We start from the raw sequence: 15,827 nt of genomic DNA, 5'->3' as shown, positions 1-15,827 counted from the left end.
TTAATATTATAGTAACTTTAGTTAAAGCTGACAGATCTACTATTTCTTTATTTTGATTGTTTCGTTTCTTATCATTTCTGTAAAGAACAATATCGTTACAAACCATTAAAAACTACCATTAACAGCTAAGCTTGCAATGATTGCTAACGTACACGCACAAGCTAACATCGCTAACACAGGTTTAGTTTTAGTTAACAACGACATTAACCACAACCCTGTTGCGATTAACAAACACCCCACACTAACAATACGCCAGATAAAAGGTAACAAAATATCATGCTGAGTTTGTTCGATAAGCATTGCTAAATCTAAACATGCAACAATAAAAACAATAACACCAATAAATGCACCAAATAAAGGTAATGCTACATTAAGAGGATCGATTTTATGCTGTGCTTTCACTAACATCGTATGTGCTAATAGACTTCCGCCGAAACCAACACTAAAGATAATCGTCATCATATTACCAAAATGGCCATTGTTAGCACTAAAGCTTAAAATATCAATAACGTAAGCAATACTCCACAACAGCATAATACAAATAATTAACTTTCGTGACCCGTCTTTCCCAATAAGTCGATTTTCACACAAACTATAAATTAACGTTAATGCAATAAAGACTAATACAAACATAACTGCACTAGAATTTGTAACATTAATGCTAGATTGTACTGCCATCAAAGTAGCTTCACGAATTAACAACGAAGCAATTAATAACCAACTGATTAACGGTAATATTTTCATTACACGATCATGCTGTCCAAAACATAATTTTCCCGATAACATTACACCACCAATAATGATAAATGCACCTATCGAGAATTGTTCTAACACTTCAGACAGTAATATTGACCAATCATTCCACTGCATTTTAACTCCTAATACAGCCTTACTTAGACATAAGACGTTGACGAATATAGCCAACTTTATATGTCGTCCGTATTTTTAATAGATAGCTATTTTGCCTAATTGTATGAATGAGTGCAAAAGGCTTTGATACAAAAAGACAAATTTACGTATCAAAATAATTACTACAGGTATTAATCAGAGCCATACAACAAAATACAACCATCTTTTTACCTGCAAAGCATATTCAACAATTTTTTTCCCGCAAAGTATTCTTCATTTCAGGATCAAATTTACTTTTGTATGATATAAATATAAAAAAAGATAATAATCATACAATTTTTAGCATTTAATCAGATAAAAGATTGACGAAAGATGATTGAAACAGGTATCTTATTTTTTATAGTGAAATAAGATTCAACACACCGTATTAAATCTTATTCCAAACCAATTATTCGGTGCTCTATCTATCATTAACATAGTGTTGTTCTCATATGAATGAAGCCCACTAGATATAGAGTAAAATCGCCATTTTGCCTGTTAATTTATCATCAGGCTACAGAATTAAAGTGAGTAATCAGATGTTTGCAATTATTAACACCAACGTATTTGATGGTAAAACTATTCAAGAAAACCAAGCCATCTTTATTGAAAACGATCTTATTTCACGTATTGTTCCTATGTCTGCAGTCTCTACAGATGAGTTACCACAAGAAATATTTGATGCTCAAGGCTTATTGGCATCACCTGGCTTTATTGATGTACAACTAAATGGTTGTGGTGGTGTATTACTTAATACTGCTATCTGTAAAGAAACACTTGAGACAATGAATCAAGCAAATTTAAAAGGTGGAACTACACAGTTTTTACCTACATTCATTACCAGCGATGCTGAGTCAATGGTTGAAGTGCTTGATATGGTTGGAGCAATGGATGATCGCTTACAAAAAGGCGTGTTAGGTTTACACCTTGAAGGTCCTTTCATCAGTACTGAAAAGAAAGGCGCACACCGTGAAGAATTTATCCGTAAATTAGACATTAACACAGCTAAATACCTCGCTGATAACGCAGATAAAATTTGCGTATTAACGGTAGCACCTGAAAACACATCACAAGAAGTTATTGATATTGTTCGTAATTCAGGAATCACCGTATCATTAGGTCATACTAATGCAACTTACGAGCAAGTAAATGAGAAAGAAGGCCTAACCATGGCTACTCACCTTTATAATGCCATGACACCACTTGGCTCTCGTGAACCAGGTGTTGTGGGTTACATCTTCGATAAAAAACCACATGCAGGTATTATTGTTGACGGTATCCATGCTTCTTACCCATCAGTACGTATTGCTCATGAAATGCTGGGCGAACAACTGTTTATGGTAACAGATGCCGTTGCTCCAGCGGGTACTGACATGACTGAATTTGATATGGCAGGTTTACAAGCTTACGTAACTAACGGTAAGTGTCATTACAAAGACGGCACTATCGCAGGTTCAGCAGTAACCATGGCACAAGGATTAAATAACCTGATTGACCATGTAGGTCTTTCTCTTGAAGAAGCTTTACGTATGGCAACATTATATCCTGCGAAAGCAATCAAAGTTGATAATGAATATGGTCTACTAAAAGCAGGCTACAAAGCGAATATCACATTGCTTTCTGATAATAACGAAGTGAAACATGTTTACCAAATGGGTAAAAAAGCATTCTAATTTAAGCTAATACCTTAAAAGTAATGAAAAGTAAAAGGCTGCCATTCAATAAATAGCAGCCTTTTTTAATGCGTTTTCTTAATGATGATTAAATCTGCGGTGTTGTTGTCGTTGGGGCTACCAATGTTGCAGTACGCTTTATTGGTGTCGCAGAAACCACTGTATTACGTTTTTCTGCAACAGACATTTGATATTCTCGTAATTTGAAATAACCATAACTAACAACGATCGAGAAGAACAAATATGACAATGAGAAGATAAATGGTGAACTGATCAAGTTAGTTTTAATGACCAAAACCACTCCTGTAACAGTGATCCCTAATTTAGCTATCATCGCAACAAGTAACATCAATAATGCAAGTTGTGGATAACGTGTTGCACGAAAAGCTAACCAATATGCAGTTCCTATCGCGACAGCTGCAATACCAAAACCAGCCATAAACGAATGAAAATGTTCGCCTGATAGTATGCCAGCAACAATGGATAACAATATAATCATTCCAAATATCATATATCCTCACTTATAATATCCACAAAAAACCTCGGTGTAGTCTCTGAACGTATTTTCTCACCTAAAGATCAACTTGTATATATGAATTAAAAGATTTCATTTATAACAAGAAAAACAATTATTCATAACAATCCACATAACCGATTGTTACTAAATAAGTATAGTCAAAGAAAATAATAACAAGATAATTAATAGCATCCACATCGATTATCTGTAAAAAGAATATTTATAGATATTAACCCTACAAAAAACATTAAAATCAGTTATTTACATCAACAACTATCGTAAATAACCCTAATAATCCAAATTTAATAGGGAATAATGTATTGGATTTTTTATAGTATTTAAAAATAAACCGTAAAAACTGCTATAAGTCTGACTTCATAACAGCTTCAATAATTAATGGATAACAATAAGCATAAATAGACTAACAGCAAACATTATGGCACTGACAGTCAATAATAATTCAAAGAGATGTTTAGGCATATCACACCACTGTCAAGGTTACAACGTAACATGTTGCAATTAATAAACACCAACAGCTTCTATTACAAGTGTAGGCATTAACCCTTTGTTTCTATAACAATAGTATAATTATAAATACTAAATATTAGCTGAACAACTTATGGCTGAATGTTAAAAATAATATAGATTTAAATTCAATAGGTTAATTATTCCTTCAGTGAAGATTGCGAGTCGTCGCTTATTATTGCTGCTCTATCAACACTTTTAATCACGTTACTCTTTGAAAACCATCACAGATAAAAATAATAAAGTTGTCATTTATAACTATAATTCAGATACTTAATAATTACTTACCTATATCCTTAGTATTTATATGCGCTTATTTTTTCCTGTTTGTTTTTTATTTTATTGCACTATGAGTTTACTAACAGCATTAGTTATCGCTTCACCAATAAAATCAATTATCAAATTATCGCCACTTCCTATAACACAACATAACGTTGAGTTACCATTAAATGAATATCATGCACTAGAAATCTTAGCCTTGAGAAAAGTGAGTAGCAGTCAAGTCCCTCTCCCTTATGATATGCCACAAAATACTCAATCATTATTACCAATAGACACTGATACCGTTATTGATATTAATCACAACAAGATAAGAGATGACTATGAGCGACTATTGCTAACGCAATATCAACGACCTGAATATGTTGCGATGGGCGTTCTCGCCGCTGCACATTGGGATCGACTAGTAGCCACTCATACTCAAAATGATCGAGTCCCATCAATAACAGCATTGACATTAATAACTAACAATATAGCCATTAACCAATGTTATTATTCGTTGCAGCAAATAGACAACACATTAATATCACCTATATTAAACTATTTTAATACAGAACAACGTCTTGCAATAAAAGACCAAGCTGAAGAAAAACTCTTAGCTATTATTGCTTTATCGCCTTTCACTATCATATTTGATCCTCAACCTTGCCAGCGATTTACACTATTAGCAGAATCAATGCTACAAACGACATTCATTTCATTATAACAGCAGTGATGTCTCTACTTATATTTGACTCATTTGCTAAATTGACATAAATACCACATGACAATTAATATCCTATGTCATCATAATAAATTCAACAACATCCATTGAGGGTATATTATTTCACATATTAACAAATACTATATTTATGATTTAATAGTGGTTTTTAGTCGTTCACTGTATAATGCTTGACCTAAATTATTCAGTCATCACAGTTACGGAATCTAATGAGTAAAATATCAACCTTTTTAAAAGGCATGGCCATGGGGGCAGCAGATGTTGTTCCTGGCGTGTCTGGCGGTACTATCGCGTTCATCACCGGCATTTACGATACGTTGCTTGAAAGTATTCGTCGTATCAATCCCAGTCTAATAAAAATAATCCGTAACGGTGGCATTAAAGCCGCATTTGAACACGTTAATGGAACTTTCTTACTTTGTTTATTTGGTGGTATTTTAACGAGTATCTTTACGTTTGCGAAAGTGATCACTTGGATGCTTCATACTCATCCAATTCCATTGTGGTCATTTTTCTTTGGCTTAATTATTATTTCCGTTATTCATATGCTTAAACAAGTAGATAAATGGAATGTTAATCGTTTTATTGCCATTATTCTTGGTGTTACTTTTGCTTATGGCATCACTGTTTTACATCCGGTAGCGATGGATCCAACACCATTAAATATCTTTATTGCTGGTGCCATTGCTATCTGTGCAATGATCTTACCTGGAATCTCAGGTAGTTTTATTTTATTACTACTTGGCATGTATGGTCCCATTCTAGCCGCCGCAAAATCAGTTGATGTATTCACACTTGGTTTGTTTGCTGTTGGCTGTGTTGCTGGTCTGTTGACGTTCTCTCATGTACTGTCGTGGATATTACGTAATTACCGTGATCTTGCTCTAACACTGCTAACAGGCTTAATGATTGGTACTTTAGGTAAGATTTGGCCTTGGAAAGAAGTTCTTACATGGCGTATAAATTCACATGGTGAGCAAGTGCCACTGCTTGAGCATAATTTATCACCGTTTAATTATGAAAATATAACGGGTCACCCGGCTCTACTGGGTTACGCTATCGCTGCCATGATTTTAGGTCTTGCCGTTGTTTGGGGGCTTGAAAAATACGCTGTACGTAATGATTAATCGTCAGTAGCCAAAAACGTTGAAAAGTAGCCTCCGTGGCTACTTTTTTTATTCTTTGCATCTATCCATGCCGCCACATCACAAAAAATTACTCTGCACCTACCTTTTATAAACATCTCTATTCATAATTCATTTATTCCGTATAGATTATTTGGAAACATTTAAGGATGAATGAATGAAATACCAATGGTTAATTCTTGCTTTGGCTTTAGTTGCTGGACTGTTTGCCCGTCACATGATGGACAGTAACGATCCAACGGTTGCGAATGAACCTTACTACCTAATGAATTATTTAGAGTCGGGGACTGAGGTCATCGACTTATTCGACCCTGAAGATCAGCGTATTCGTTTAGTCTATTTTGGTTACACACAATGCCCTGATATCTGTCCAACATCGCTAGCTGTATTATCAGCGGCTTTAAAAGCAATTCCTCAACAACAACGTGATAAATTATGGCCAATTTTTATTAGTCTTGATCCAACTCGTGATACAGCAGATAAAACGGCACAATATGCTGCTTATTTTGATACCGCGATTACAGGTGCAACAGGAACAGAAGAACAAATTAAAGCTTTAGCTGACACATACGGTGTTCTTTATATTAAAAATAAATTAGATAATTCTGAAATAAAATACGTCCTTGATCACAATTCTTATTTTTATTTTTTAAAACCATCTGGTGAGTTAATTAAAAAACTGCCTCACATGGCAAATCCAACACAATTAATCACAATGATTCCAATAATAACATCAATAAGTAAATAATTAATGATGAAAAAGAACGAACATATAGGTACTTATACTAAACATAATTTATATTCATTGTGTTTTATACTGAATAATCTATTTTTTAAATAACATAATATAAATAACATCTCTTTTCATTATCGCTTTTTTGCTTATTTTTTAATCTATTATGTTATTTATTTGAGTGTTGGCAAAATTTTACATTATCCTGACTTTCACTCTTATTAAAAACGAGAAATTACTTGTAAGTCCTTATATTAAGCGGAGTTATGCGTAAGTTAATTTAAATAGAAATGCAAAAAAATGGTTAAATATGTGTTTTTTTTATTCAAAAATGAGAGATGTATCGGATTTTTTTTTCTTAGCTTAAAAAAATTAATGAGCAATTATAATAAGTTATGCCATAATGAATTTGCCAACTCAAACTTTATTCAACAGTTGTAGTGGCTAAATCAATATGGAGATTATATAAAAATGAAACGTACTGTATCTATCTTAGCTGGTGTTTTACTAAGTGCTTCACTTGTAGGTTGTTCTAGCTCTGATGAAGTAAGTCAAATGCAGCAACTAACTAACAAAGTTGACACACTTTCTACTCAAGTTAGTGCTCTACAAGGTCAACAAGACCAAATCGTAGGCGCAGTAAATGATTCTCGTGCAGCATCTGACGCAGCATACCAAGAAGCAATGCGTGCTAATAAGCGTATTGATAACATTGCTGGTTCATACACTAAGTAATTAATACTTAAGTTGTAGAATACCTAAAGAGATGGCTTCGCCGTCTCTTTTTATTTACAAGTATATTATAAAAAATCAAACATAGAATACCTAACATACTCTTTCAAATAAAATTTCACCATATATCACAATAATAACATTCACTATAAACATATATTTGTATACGATTGTTATCAGGCTTACATTCATCTAAACAAAAAAAACGAGATAATAATATCTCGTTTCTATAGGTTAACTATTTATTACGATTTTAAAATAATAGGAAGACCAGATTGTTTATCTAATTCAGAATATAATCGTTGTTTCGCTTTCGTATCACCTTCAACATCTTTTAATAATACTTCTGGTGCATCAACACTTTTCTTAACCCCAATTTGAGATTCATCTTTTGATAATGGCGAATGGACTTCTACAATCAATTCACCATCAGGATCTTGTGATATCTTGACTGGTTGATTAATAATCTGAACTTGAGTGCCCAAGGCTACATGTGGGAACAACCACTCAACATCCCACGGGTTCATTCGAATACAACCCCCACTAACGCGCATTCCAATACCAAAATCTTTATTGGTACCATGAATAAGATATTCACCATGACCATAAGCCAATCGCATTTTATAATCACCTAGAGGGTTATCAGGTCCAGCAGGTACAACTGCGGGTAAGATATCCCCTTTAGCTGCATGCTCTTTACGAATAGATGCCGGTGGAGTCCACGTTGGGTTTTTTACTTTTTCACTAATAGATGTCGTCATATTAGGTGTTTCACGACCTACTCGACCAATGCCGATAGGAAAAACATAGACAATAGATGCATCATTTTTAGGGAAATAGTAAAGACGTAATTCAGCCAGATTAACGACAATGCCTTTATGAGCCACGTCGGGTAAGACAACTTGAGTCGGTATTTGTAATAGTTTTCCTGGTTGCGGTAAAAAAGGATCAACACCTTTATTTGCCGCCATCATTCCAAGAAAACCCACATTATATTTATTAGCTATATCAGCAAGGCTATCACCCTGCTTTACTTCATAATATTCTGTTGTACCAACGATATTACTACCATCGGTAGGTAGTTTATATTCAATTGCATGCGCTGCGGATGAGGCTAAACATGTGAGTGACAAAAGTAATGCGCGGTACACGACAATATCTCCAGTTAAGATCTTACAAACATTCAATCATGGATGTAAAACGCTATAATTAATTGTGCACATAATAACTATATCGAATTATTACATGTGCTTTTAAGCTTTAGTGCCATACTACTTGATATTATTTTAATCTACTAGTTTATCGGTAACTGTAAATCTACAATAATATTGATGACGATATGCCAAGATAAGAGCATGGTAACGCTATATGATTATAACTGTTAATAAAAAAAAACGGTTAAATCTTGGTAAGACCTAACCGCTCAATAACAAGATTTAAATCTTAAACAGTATATTGTTGGACTAAATACTTCCAGTCGCGTCGTTGTTGTTGTAATTTTTGCTGAATAAATTCATATTGTTGCATAAATTCAAAGTTTTCATAATTATTAGCTAATTTCTTTTTCTGTAAATCTATTAGTCGTTTATTTATTTGATAATATTCAGAAATTTTACTAATTAACGCCTCATATTCATATTGTAATTGTTGTAAGCGAACACTATTATTAGGCAATGATTTTAATTTATCTTGTAACCGCTTAAATTCCATTTTTGTGCGTGTTTTTTCAATCCGATCCGCCGGTGTTACTTTCAAATTTGTCGTCCACCCAAACCATGAACATACTTTGATCAACCACTTAGTGGGATCGAATTGCCACCAGCAAATACCATTTCTATAATCGTTTTCAAAAATATGATGATAATTATGATAACCCTCACCAAATGTTAGCCATGCAATAACACCGTTATCACGCGCACTATTTCTATCTGTATAAGGCTGAGAGCCCCATTTATGTGCTAATGAATTAATAAAAAAAGTAGTATGGTGACTCAATACTAATCGTAATATACCTATAAACAACAGCGCTCCCCATAAGTCACCTAACAACACCCCAATCACAACAGGGATGCCAATATTCATAATAACTGCTAATAATAAATAATACTTATGTTGCCAAACAACGATGGGATCTTGCTGTAAATCGGCACAATTTGAATAATCATGATAACAACTGGCTTGATATTCTCGTAGCATCCAACCTATATGGCTATAAAACAACCCCATTTTAGCTGAGTATGGGTCTTTGTCGTTATTATCCACATGGCGATGATGTACTCGATGATCAGAACACCAATGTAGAATACTATTTTGCAATGCAAATGCCCCACCAAGGGCAAATATCACTCGCAAAAAACGATTTGCTTGATAACTTTGATGTGCCCATAAACGATGATAACCGGCGGTAATTGACATTCCACAACAACAAAATGCCACAATAGCTATCACAACGAGCGTAAGATCGAGCTCATAAAAATAAAGATATAGCGGAACACCAATAACTGCGATTACAAATGTTAGTGTAAATAGAACTACATTTAACCAAATAATGGGTGGTTTTTGCTGTTGAGGTATCATCCTTTTTCACCTTATTTTCAGCGTACACATGTAAGCAACATTATACTTACCACTTAGCTGATTCAACTAACCAACACGATTAAGCGTTATTGTTACATCAATAGTGTGATTCCAACCACATCAAAACGAGCATTTATGCAACAATAACGAGCATCTGTGGCTTGATAATAGCCAATAGGCATTGCCTCTTTTAATCCCGCTTTCACTAACGCATCATATTCTTCTCGCGTCATGATCACATATTCAAGATGCTCATCAATAATCATCTTAATATTTTCAATCGTTGCCTCATCATCACGAACGAGTGTTTTCAAATGACCCATGATTACCGATAATGGCAACATCATCTCTCTAACAAGCAATTTTCGTTCCTGAATCTTATGGGCTGCTATTGTTCGCTTACCAACATTAAATATCTGTATCCAATCGGGCTTTCCTTGTTTAGTCACTAATCCGTGCTGATAGCAATAATATGACTCTAAAAACGTGCGTAAATGGCTATACCGTTCAGCATAAACTTCTAAATAAATATGCTGCAACTCAAGGCTGGCATTAAAGTTATTGATCTCATTCATTAATATTCCTTTTTATTTGCTTATTCTTATCATTATTTTTCAAAACAATAATAAAAACCGACTATTTTTGAAATTTTTATTATTCGGTTACGGTCTACTTAAATAGCAATGATTATCATTTTAAACATCACTTATAGGTAACTTATGCACATAAAAACACGTCCTCGCTGGGCATTAACAGAAAACCAAGTGACACCAGAAGATATATACCATCAACGTCGTTCTATTTTGAAAAAATTAGGTATTGCAGCGGTTGGATTACCATTGTCAACCAATGCTCATGCAGGATTTTTTGATTTTATCTCATCTTCAGAAGAGCCTGCAATTGATCATCGTCGACAATTAGCAGGAACAACCTCATCATTATCCAATGCGGCATTGTCACTAACACCAGAGGATAAAATTCTTCATTATAATAATTTTTATGAATTTGGTACTGATAAATCATCCCCCGCTGTGCGTGCAGAAAAATTCATCACTGATCCATGGAAAGTCACAATTGATGGGATGGTAAATAAACCATTCACACTCGATTATGATGATTTGTTTAACCAGTTTACCTTGGAAGAACGTATCTACCGCTTACGCTGTGTTGAAGCATGGTCAATGAATATTCCGTGGATAGGTTTTAGCTTACGCGACATCATTAAAAAAGCCGATCCACAACAACGAGCAAAATACGTCGCCTTTGAAACCCTATACGATCCTAAACAAATGCCAGGGCAAGCATCATCACGACTTGGTGGTGGCATTGAATATCCTTATGTTGAAGGCTTGCGTATTGATGAAGCCATGCACCCACTGACAATGATCTCTGTCGGCTTATATGGCAAAACATTAGCCCCACAAAATGGAGCACCATTGCGACTCGTTGTGCCATGGAAGTATGGTTTTAAAAGTATAAAATCTATTGTGCGCATTCACCTTACCGATCAACAACCACCAACAACGTGGAATCGTTTAGCGGCCAGTGAATATGGATTTTATGCCAATGTTAACCCTGAGGTTGATCACCCACGTTGGAGCCAAGCCAGTGAACGTTTTATCGGTAAAGGCAATGTCTTTAGCAGTCAACGCCAACCCACATTAATGTTTAACGGTTATGCTGAAGAAGTGGCATCGTTATATAAAGGCATGGATCTAACAAGGAATTATTAATGCTCACTCATTATATTCAAAAATACCGCCTTACACCGGCTCGAATTTTAATGATAAAAATCACCATTCATGCAGTATCATTATTTTTTGTCGCAATATTGGTTAATAACACTCTTAACGGTGGCTTTGGTGCGGATCCGATTAAAGGAATTGAACATTTCACGGGCAAAGCGGCATTAAATACTTTAATCCTTACCTTATTGTTATCACCTTTAGCAAAACAATATAAACAAGGAGGACTGATACGCCTAAGACGCTTATTAGGCGTATACAGCTTCTTTTGGGCGGCACTTCATCTTAGTGTCTATCTTGCCTTAGATCTGAATTTTGATTGGTCTTTATTGGGCAGCGAGATAATAAAACGTCCGTATCTTGCCATTGGTGCTATTAGTTGGATTATCTTATTATTATTAACACTTACCTCAACACAATCGATGCAGCGTCGCTTAGGCAAGCATTGGCAACAACTGCATAATTGGGTGTATCTCGCTTTACTATTAAGCCCTATTCACTATTATTGGTCAGTAAAATCAGGATTGATTGAGCCGACAATTTACTTATTCATTTGTGCATTGCTACTGTATTGCCGTAAACAAAAAATCATGGAATGGTTTACACAAATAAATCATTTCTGGAAAACTAAATCTGTATCTAAAACATCAAACAACTAGCCATTTAATCATCAAATCCCAACAAGGTGTTATTGACTCTCCATTTGGGATTTGAATAATAGATAATAATATCAAAATCACATGATCCCTGCGCCATAAATACAGTTAGTTAGATTGACTCACTCTATGAAGCCACAGACAATACAAACATTTTTTTACATTTAGTGCTGCGGTTCACATGGAAGTAATCCAATGACAAGATCAATACCCCAACCATTATCCTTACGTGATGATTCAATCTTTCGTCTTTTTTGGCGCTATACTTTACCCACTATCGCAGCCATGCTGTTAACGTATTGATTCTACATAGCAAAGCATTTTTACTGGTAGGTAAACCGATTCATGTCGCAGCTTATGGCATCGTAAGTTACACCGAAGCATTTTTCTATTTGATATTTGAAGGTATAGCTTTAGGTACTCAACCCCTTATAAGCTTTACTACAGGAGCCGATCTTAAAGAGCGTGTCACTAAATTTCGTAACCTCGCGTTTATAATTACATTATTGATTGCAGTAATTGGCGTCATAACCGTATATAGCATTCCTGAAATAATCATCTATATATTTGCTGAAGATAACCTAGCATTACAACCTGAAGCAATTAAGGGAATATCATTATATTTCTGGGGATTACCTTTTGAAGGTTTGTTTGTTATTAGTAGGAGCAACTTACTTTCAAGCAATTAATATTCCCAAAGAAGCCTCGCTACTCACTGGAGGTAAGCTTCTTTTAATATCTATCGCTATTTTTGTACTTGCATATAGTATTGGGGTAAATGGTGTTTGGCTTGCATTACCAATCTGTAGTGCTGCACTAACCTTATGGATAATCTTTAGGTTAAGAATGTTATCAATAACTAATTAAATAAACAATTTTTAAACAAAAACCAATATGCATAAAATACATCCATTAAATGAAAATCATTCATTTTACTCATATTAATATTTATCTTAATATGTGGATAAAGAAAAAAACAAAATAGTATGACTACCTAGTTTTGTTTATTATCTAACGCCACTTTATATATAAAGTGGCGTTTTCTTTATTATTTCTTGTCTGCGTATTTCATTGAATCCAGTGCAACAGCAAAAATAATAATTCCGCCTTTAATAATATATTGCCAATACGGACTTACTCCAATATAAGTCATACCGTAATTAATCACGGTAAAGATCAATACCCCTGTAACAACACCAGCAACACTGCCTACACCACCAGCAAACGACACCCCACCAACAACACAAGCCGCAATCGCATCTAATTCATACATAAAGCCAAGGTTATTAGTTGCACTACCAATACGTCCCGCTTCTAACATGCCACCAAAAGCATAAAACACCCCGGACAAAGCATAAATTTTAAGAAGAGTAAGTGAAACATTTACACCGGAAACTTTAGCGGCCTCGGGATTACCACCAACCGCAAATAAATTTTTTCCAAAAACCGTTTTATTCCAAAGGATCCATACAAAAATAATTGCAATAGCAGCATAAAATGTTAGATAAGATAACCTGAAATCTCCAAACCGGATAAAGCCTTGTGTAAATTCAGAAAAACGCTGATCAAAACCAGCAATGGGTGATGCGCCTACAGAGTCGTAATAGAGAGAATTGATACCATAAACAATAATCATCGTACCTAAGGTCGTAATAAAAGGTGTTACCTTCAAATAAGCAACAATCAAACCATTAACAAGACCAATTAAAGCACCAACCGCACATACGGCAATAATGACTCCCACGATAGGGATCTCACCTAAACTTGGAAAAACTTTATTCACATTATCAGATGCTTGTAATAATGTTGCAGATAATACTGCGGCTAAACCGACCTGTCGACCAACAGATAAATCAGTACCTTGAGTAACAATTATACCAGCAACACCAAGTGCAATAATGATACGTACTGAAGACTGAGTCAGAATATTACTTAAGTTACGCAAACTAAGAAAAGAAGGTTCTTGTATTATAATTATTGCAAGTAGTATAAATAAAACCGCATAAATACCACCTTCTTTTAGGTAACGGGTCATACCTAATTTTTTGAGAGCTTCCATGTTCTTATCCTTATAAATAACGTGATGCTAAACTAAGAATTTCATGCTGAGTTGTCGTTTTAGTATCAACAATGCCAGCAGCACGACCATTACTCATAACTAAAATACGATCAGTGATCCCTAATAACTCAGGCATTTCTGATGAAATAATAATGATACCTTTATCACGGTTCGCTAAATCAAGAATAAGCTGATAAATTTCAAATTTAGCCCCAACATCAATACCTCTTGTCGGTTCATCTAACATTAAAATTTCAGGTTTAGTTAGTAACCAACGACCAATAATAACCTTTTGTTGATTACCTCCAGACAACGATCCAATTTTCGTTTTATGTGACGGCGTCTTAACTCGCATAGAATCAATGACCCATTGTGTATCACTGCTCATTTGGCTATAGCTTAGTAATCCACCCCATTTGGTATAGTTATCAACGTTTGCCACCAGCGCATTAAAAGTGATATCTAAATTACTGTATATACCCGTTGTTCGGCGCTCTTCTGTCACTAAAGCAAAACGATTACGAATTGCCTCATGTACATTACGATTTAGCACTACGTTATCATTTAAAACAATCTGCCCTTGACAACGTTCACGAATGCCAAAAATAGTTTCGACAATATCCGTTCTTTTTGAACCTACCAGCCCTGCAATACCTAATATTTCACCTTTTCGTAGATCAAAACTAATATTTTGAATTGACGGTTGATTAAGTGCAGTCAAATTTTTAACCGATAATATCGTTTCTTTAGGTATATTGGTTTTATCTGGGAATCGTTGCGTCAACTCTCGCCCAACCATCTTTGCAATGATTTGATCCATATTAAGATCAGCCAGTTTTTGTGTATCGACCCAGCGACCATCACGTAAAATAGTTATTTCATCACAAATGGAAAATATCTCATCCATCTTGTGTGAAATATAAACAATCCCACAGCCTTTATTTTTAAGCTTTTGTATTATCGTAAATAAATGATTAACTTCTTTTTCCGTTAGCGAAGATGTTGGTTCATCCATAATCACTATTTTTGCGTTATAAGAAAAAGCTTTAGCTATTTCTAACATTTGCATTTGAGATACTGATAATGTGGCAACTTTTACTTGTGGATCGATATCAATATCCAACTCAGAAAATATTTCCTTCGTATCTTGATACATTTTTTGTTGATCAATAAATAAACCTTTTGTGGGATAACGTCCTAACCAAATATTATCCATTACGGTGCGTTGTAAGACCTGGTTAAGCTCCTGATGGACCATCGATATCCCAGCTTCTAACGCTTGTTTTGACGATTGGAAATTGACTTTCTCACCCAGAAAAAAAATATCTCCCTTATTTTTTTCATAAATACCAAAAAGACATTTCAGTAGTGTTGATTTACCTGCACCATTTTCCCCCATTAACGCATGTATCGAATAAGGTCTAACCTTTAAATTAACCTCATCCAACGCTTTTACGCCGGGGAATTCTTTACTGATGCCTCTCATTTCTAAAAGAAATTCATGATTATCAAGCGTTGCCATCATTAATACCCCACCTAAATTAATACAACAACATGGCAGATAACAATCTGCCATG

At 34.7% G+C, this 15,827-nt stretch carries 15 protein-coding genes; 8 read left to right on the top strand and 7 right to left on the bottom strand.

Going from position 1 to position 15,827, the window contains the following annotated elements; all coding sequences use genetic code 11:
* Positions 1-105: 105 nt before the first annotated feature.
* Positions 106-870 carry a hypothetical protein gene (locus CIK00_RS04705; RefSeq protein WP_101767762.1) on the bottom strand — a complete coding sequence of 255 codons (765 nt, stop codon included), beginning with the start codon at positions 868-870 and terminating at the stop codon, positions 106-108.
* A 557-nt stretch (positions 871-1,427) separates the two neighbouring features.
* Here CIK00_RS04705 and nagA point away from each other — a divergent pair.
* Positions 1,428-2,561 (top strand): N-acetylglucosamine-6-phosphate deacetylase, encoded by a 1,134-nt coding sequence (gene nagA / locus CIK00_RS04700; RefSeq protein WP_101767761.1) that lies wholly within the window; start codon positions 1,428-1,430, stop codon positions 2,559-2,561.
* Positions 2,562-2,649: 88 nt separating this feature from the next.
* Here the strand turns inward: nagA and CIK00_RS04695 are convergent, their stop codons facing one another.
* Entirely contained in the window at positions 2,650-3,072 is a 423-nt protein-coding gene (locus CIK00_RS04695) for an NADH:ubiquinone oxidoreductase (RefSeq protein WP_227990391.1), read from the bottom strand.
* 880 nt (positions 3,073-3,952) lie between these two features.
* Between CIK00_RS04695 and CIK00_RS04690 the strand changes: the two genes are divergently transcribed.
* The 4 genes from CIK00_RS04690 to CIK00_RS04675 all read left to right on the top strand — a co-directional run bounded on the left by CIK00_RS04690 (position 3,953) and on the right by CIK00_RS04675 (position 7,216).
* Entirely contained in the window at positions 3,953-4,588 is a 636-nt protein-coding gene (locus CIK00_RS04690; RefSeq protein ID WP_232583518.1) for a hypothetical protein, read from the top strand.
* 224 nt (positions 4,589-4,812) lie between these two features.
* A complete protein-coding gene (locus CIK00_RS04685) occupies positions 4,813-5,730 on the top strand; it encodes a polyprenyl-phosphate transporter (RefSeq protein ID WP_101767759.1) in 918 nt (305 codons plus the stop codon).
* Between the two features lie 175 nt (positions 5,731-5,905).
* Positions 5,906-6,496: an SCO family protein gene (locus CIK00_RS04680; RefSeq protein ID WP_101767758.1), complete on the top strand. Its 591-nt coding sequence runs from the start codon at positions 5,906-5,908 to the stop codon at positions 6,494-6,496.
* Positions 6,497-6,952: 456 nt separating this feature from the next.
* A complete protein-coding gene (locus tag CIK00_RS04675; RefSeq protein ID WP_101767757.1) occupies positions 6,953-7,216 on the top strand; it encodes an Lpp/OprI family alanine-zipper lipoprotein in 264 nt (87 codons plus the stop codon).
* Positions 7,217-7,458: 242 nt separating this feature from the next.
* On the opposite strand, the gene CIK00_RS04670 is transcribed toward CIK00_RS04675, so the two are convergent.
* The 3 genes from CIK00_RS04670 to CIK00_RS04660 form a co-directional block, all read right to left on the bottom strand.
* Positions 7,459-8,364, bottom strand: coding sequence for a L,D-transpeptidase family protein (locus CIK00_RS04670; RefSeq protein WP_101767756.1), 906 nt, complete (start codon positions 8,362-8,364; stop codon positions 7,459-7,461).
* Between the two features lie 292 nt (positions 8,365-8,656).
* A complete protein-coding gene (locus CIK00_RS04665; RefSeq protein WP_101767755.1) occupies positions 8,657-9,790 on the bottom strand; it encodes an acyl-CoA desaturase in 1,134 nt (377 codons plus the stop codon).
* A 92-nt stretch (positions 9,791-9,882) separates the two neighbouring features.
* Complete coding sequence (locus CIK00_RS04660) at positions 9,883-10,365, bottom strand: hypothetical protein (protein ID WP_101767754.1); 483 nt, start codon at positions 10,363-10,365, stop codon at positions 9,883-9,885.
* Between the two features lie 144 nt (positions 10,366-10,509).
* On the opposite strand from CIK00_RS04660, the gene msrP reads away from it, so the two are divergent.
* From msrP to CIK00_RS21490, 3 genes are all read left to right on the top strand, one after another.
* Positions 10,510-11,523 carry a protein-methionine-sulfoxide reductase catalytic subunit MsrP gene (gene msrP, locus CIK00_RS04655; protein WP_101767753.1) on the top strand — a complete coding sequence of 338 codons (1,014 nt, stop codon included), beginning with the start codon at positions 10,510-10,512 and terminating at the stop codon, positions 11,521-11,523.
* Positions 11,523-12,194, top strand: coding sequence for a protein-methionine-sulfoxide reductase heme-binding subunit MsrQ (gene msrQ, locus CIK00_RS04650; protein WP_101767752.1), 672 nt, complete (start codon positions 11,523-11,525; stop codon positions 12,192-12,194). The genes msrP and msrQ overlap by 1 nt, the downstream gene beginning before the upstream one ends.
* A gap of 296 nt (positions 12,195-12,490) precedes the next feature.
* On the top strand, positions 12,491-12,880 hold the full coding sequence (locus tag CIK00_RS21490) for an MATE family efflux transporter (protein WP_233426532.1): 390 nt from the start codon (positions 12,491-12,493) through the stop codon (positions 12,878-12,880).
* Between the two features lie 359 nt (positions 12,881-13,239).
* Here CIK00_RS21490 and mglC read toward each other — a convergent pair whose 3' ends face one another.
* Together mglC and mglA are read right to left on the bottom strand one after the other, a co-directional pair.
* Positions 13,240-14,250 (bottom strand): galactose/methyl galactoside ABC transporter permease MglC, encoded by a 1,011-nt coding sequence (gene mglC, locus CIK00_RS04640; protein WP_101767751.1) that lies wholly within the window; start codon positions 14,248-14,250, stop codon positions 13,240-13,242.
* A gap of 10 nt (positions 14,251-14,260) precedes the next feature.
* A complete protein-coding gene (gene mglA, locus CIK00_RS04635) occupies positions 14,261-15,772 on the bottom strand; it encodes a galactose/methyl galactoside ABC transporter ATP-binding protein MglA (protein ID WP_101767839.1) in 1,512 nt (503 codons plus the stop codon).
* Between the last annotated feature and the right edge of the window lie 55 nt (positions 15,773-15,827).

This window comes from Photobacterium carnosum, from assembly GCF_002849605.1.
GTDB classification, from domain to species: Bacteria; Pseudomonadota; Gammaproteobacteria; order Enterobacterales; family Vibrionaceae; genus Photobacterium; species Photobacterium carnosum.
Note: the sequence above shows the minus strand (reverse complement) of the source record. Positions and strands in the feature narration are given on the sequence as shown.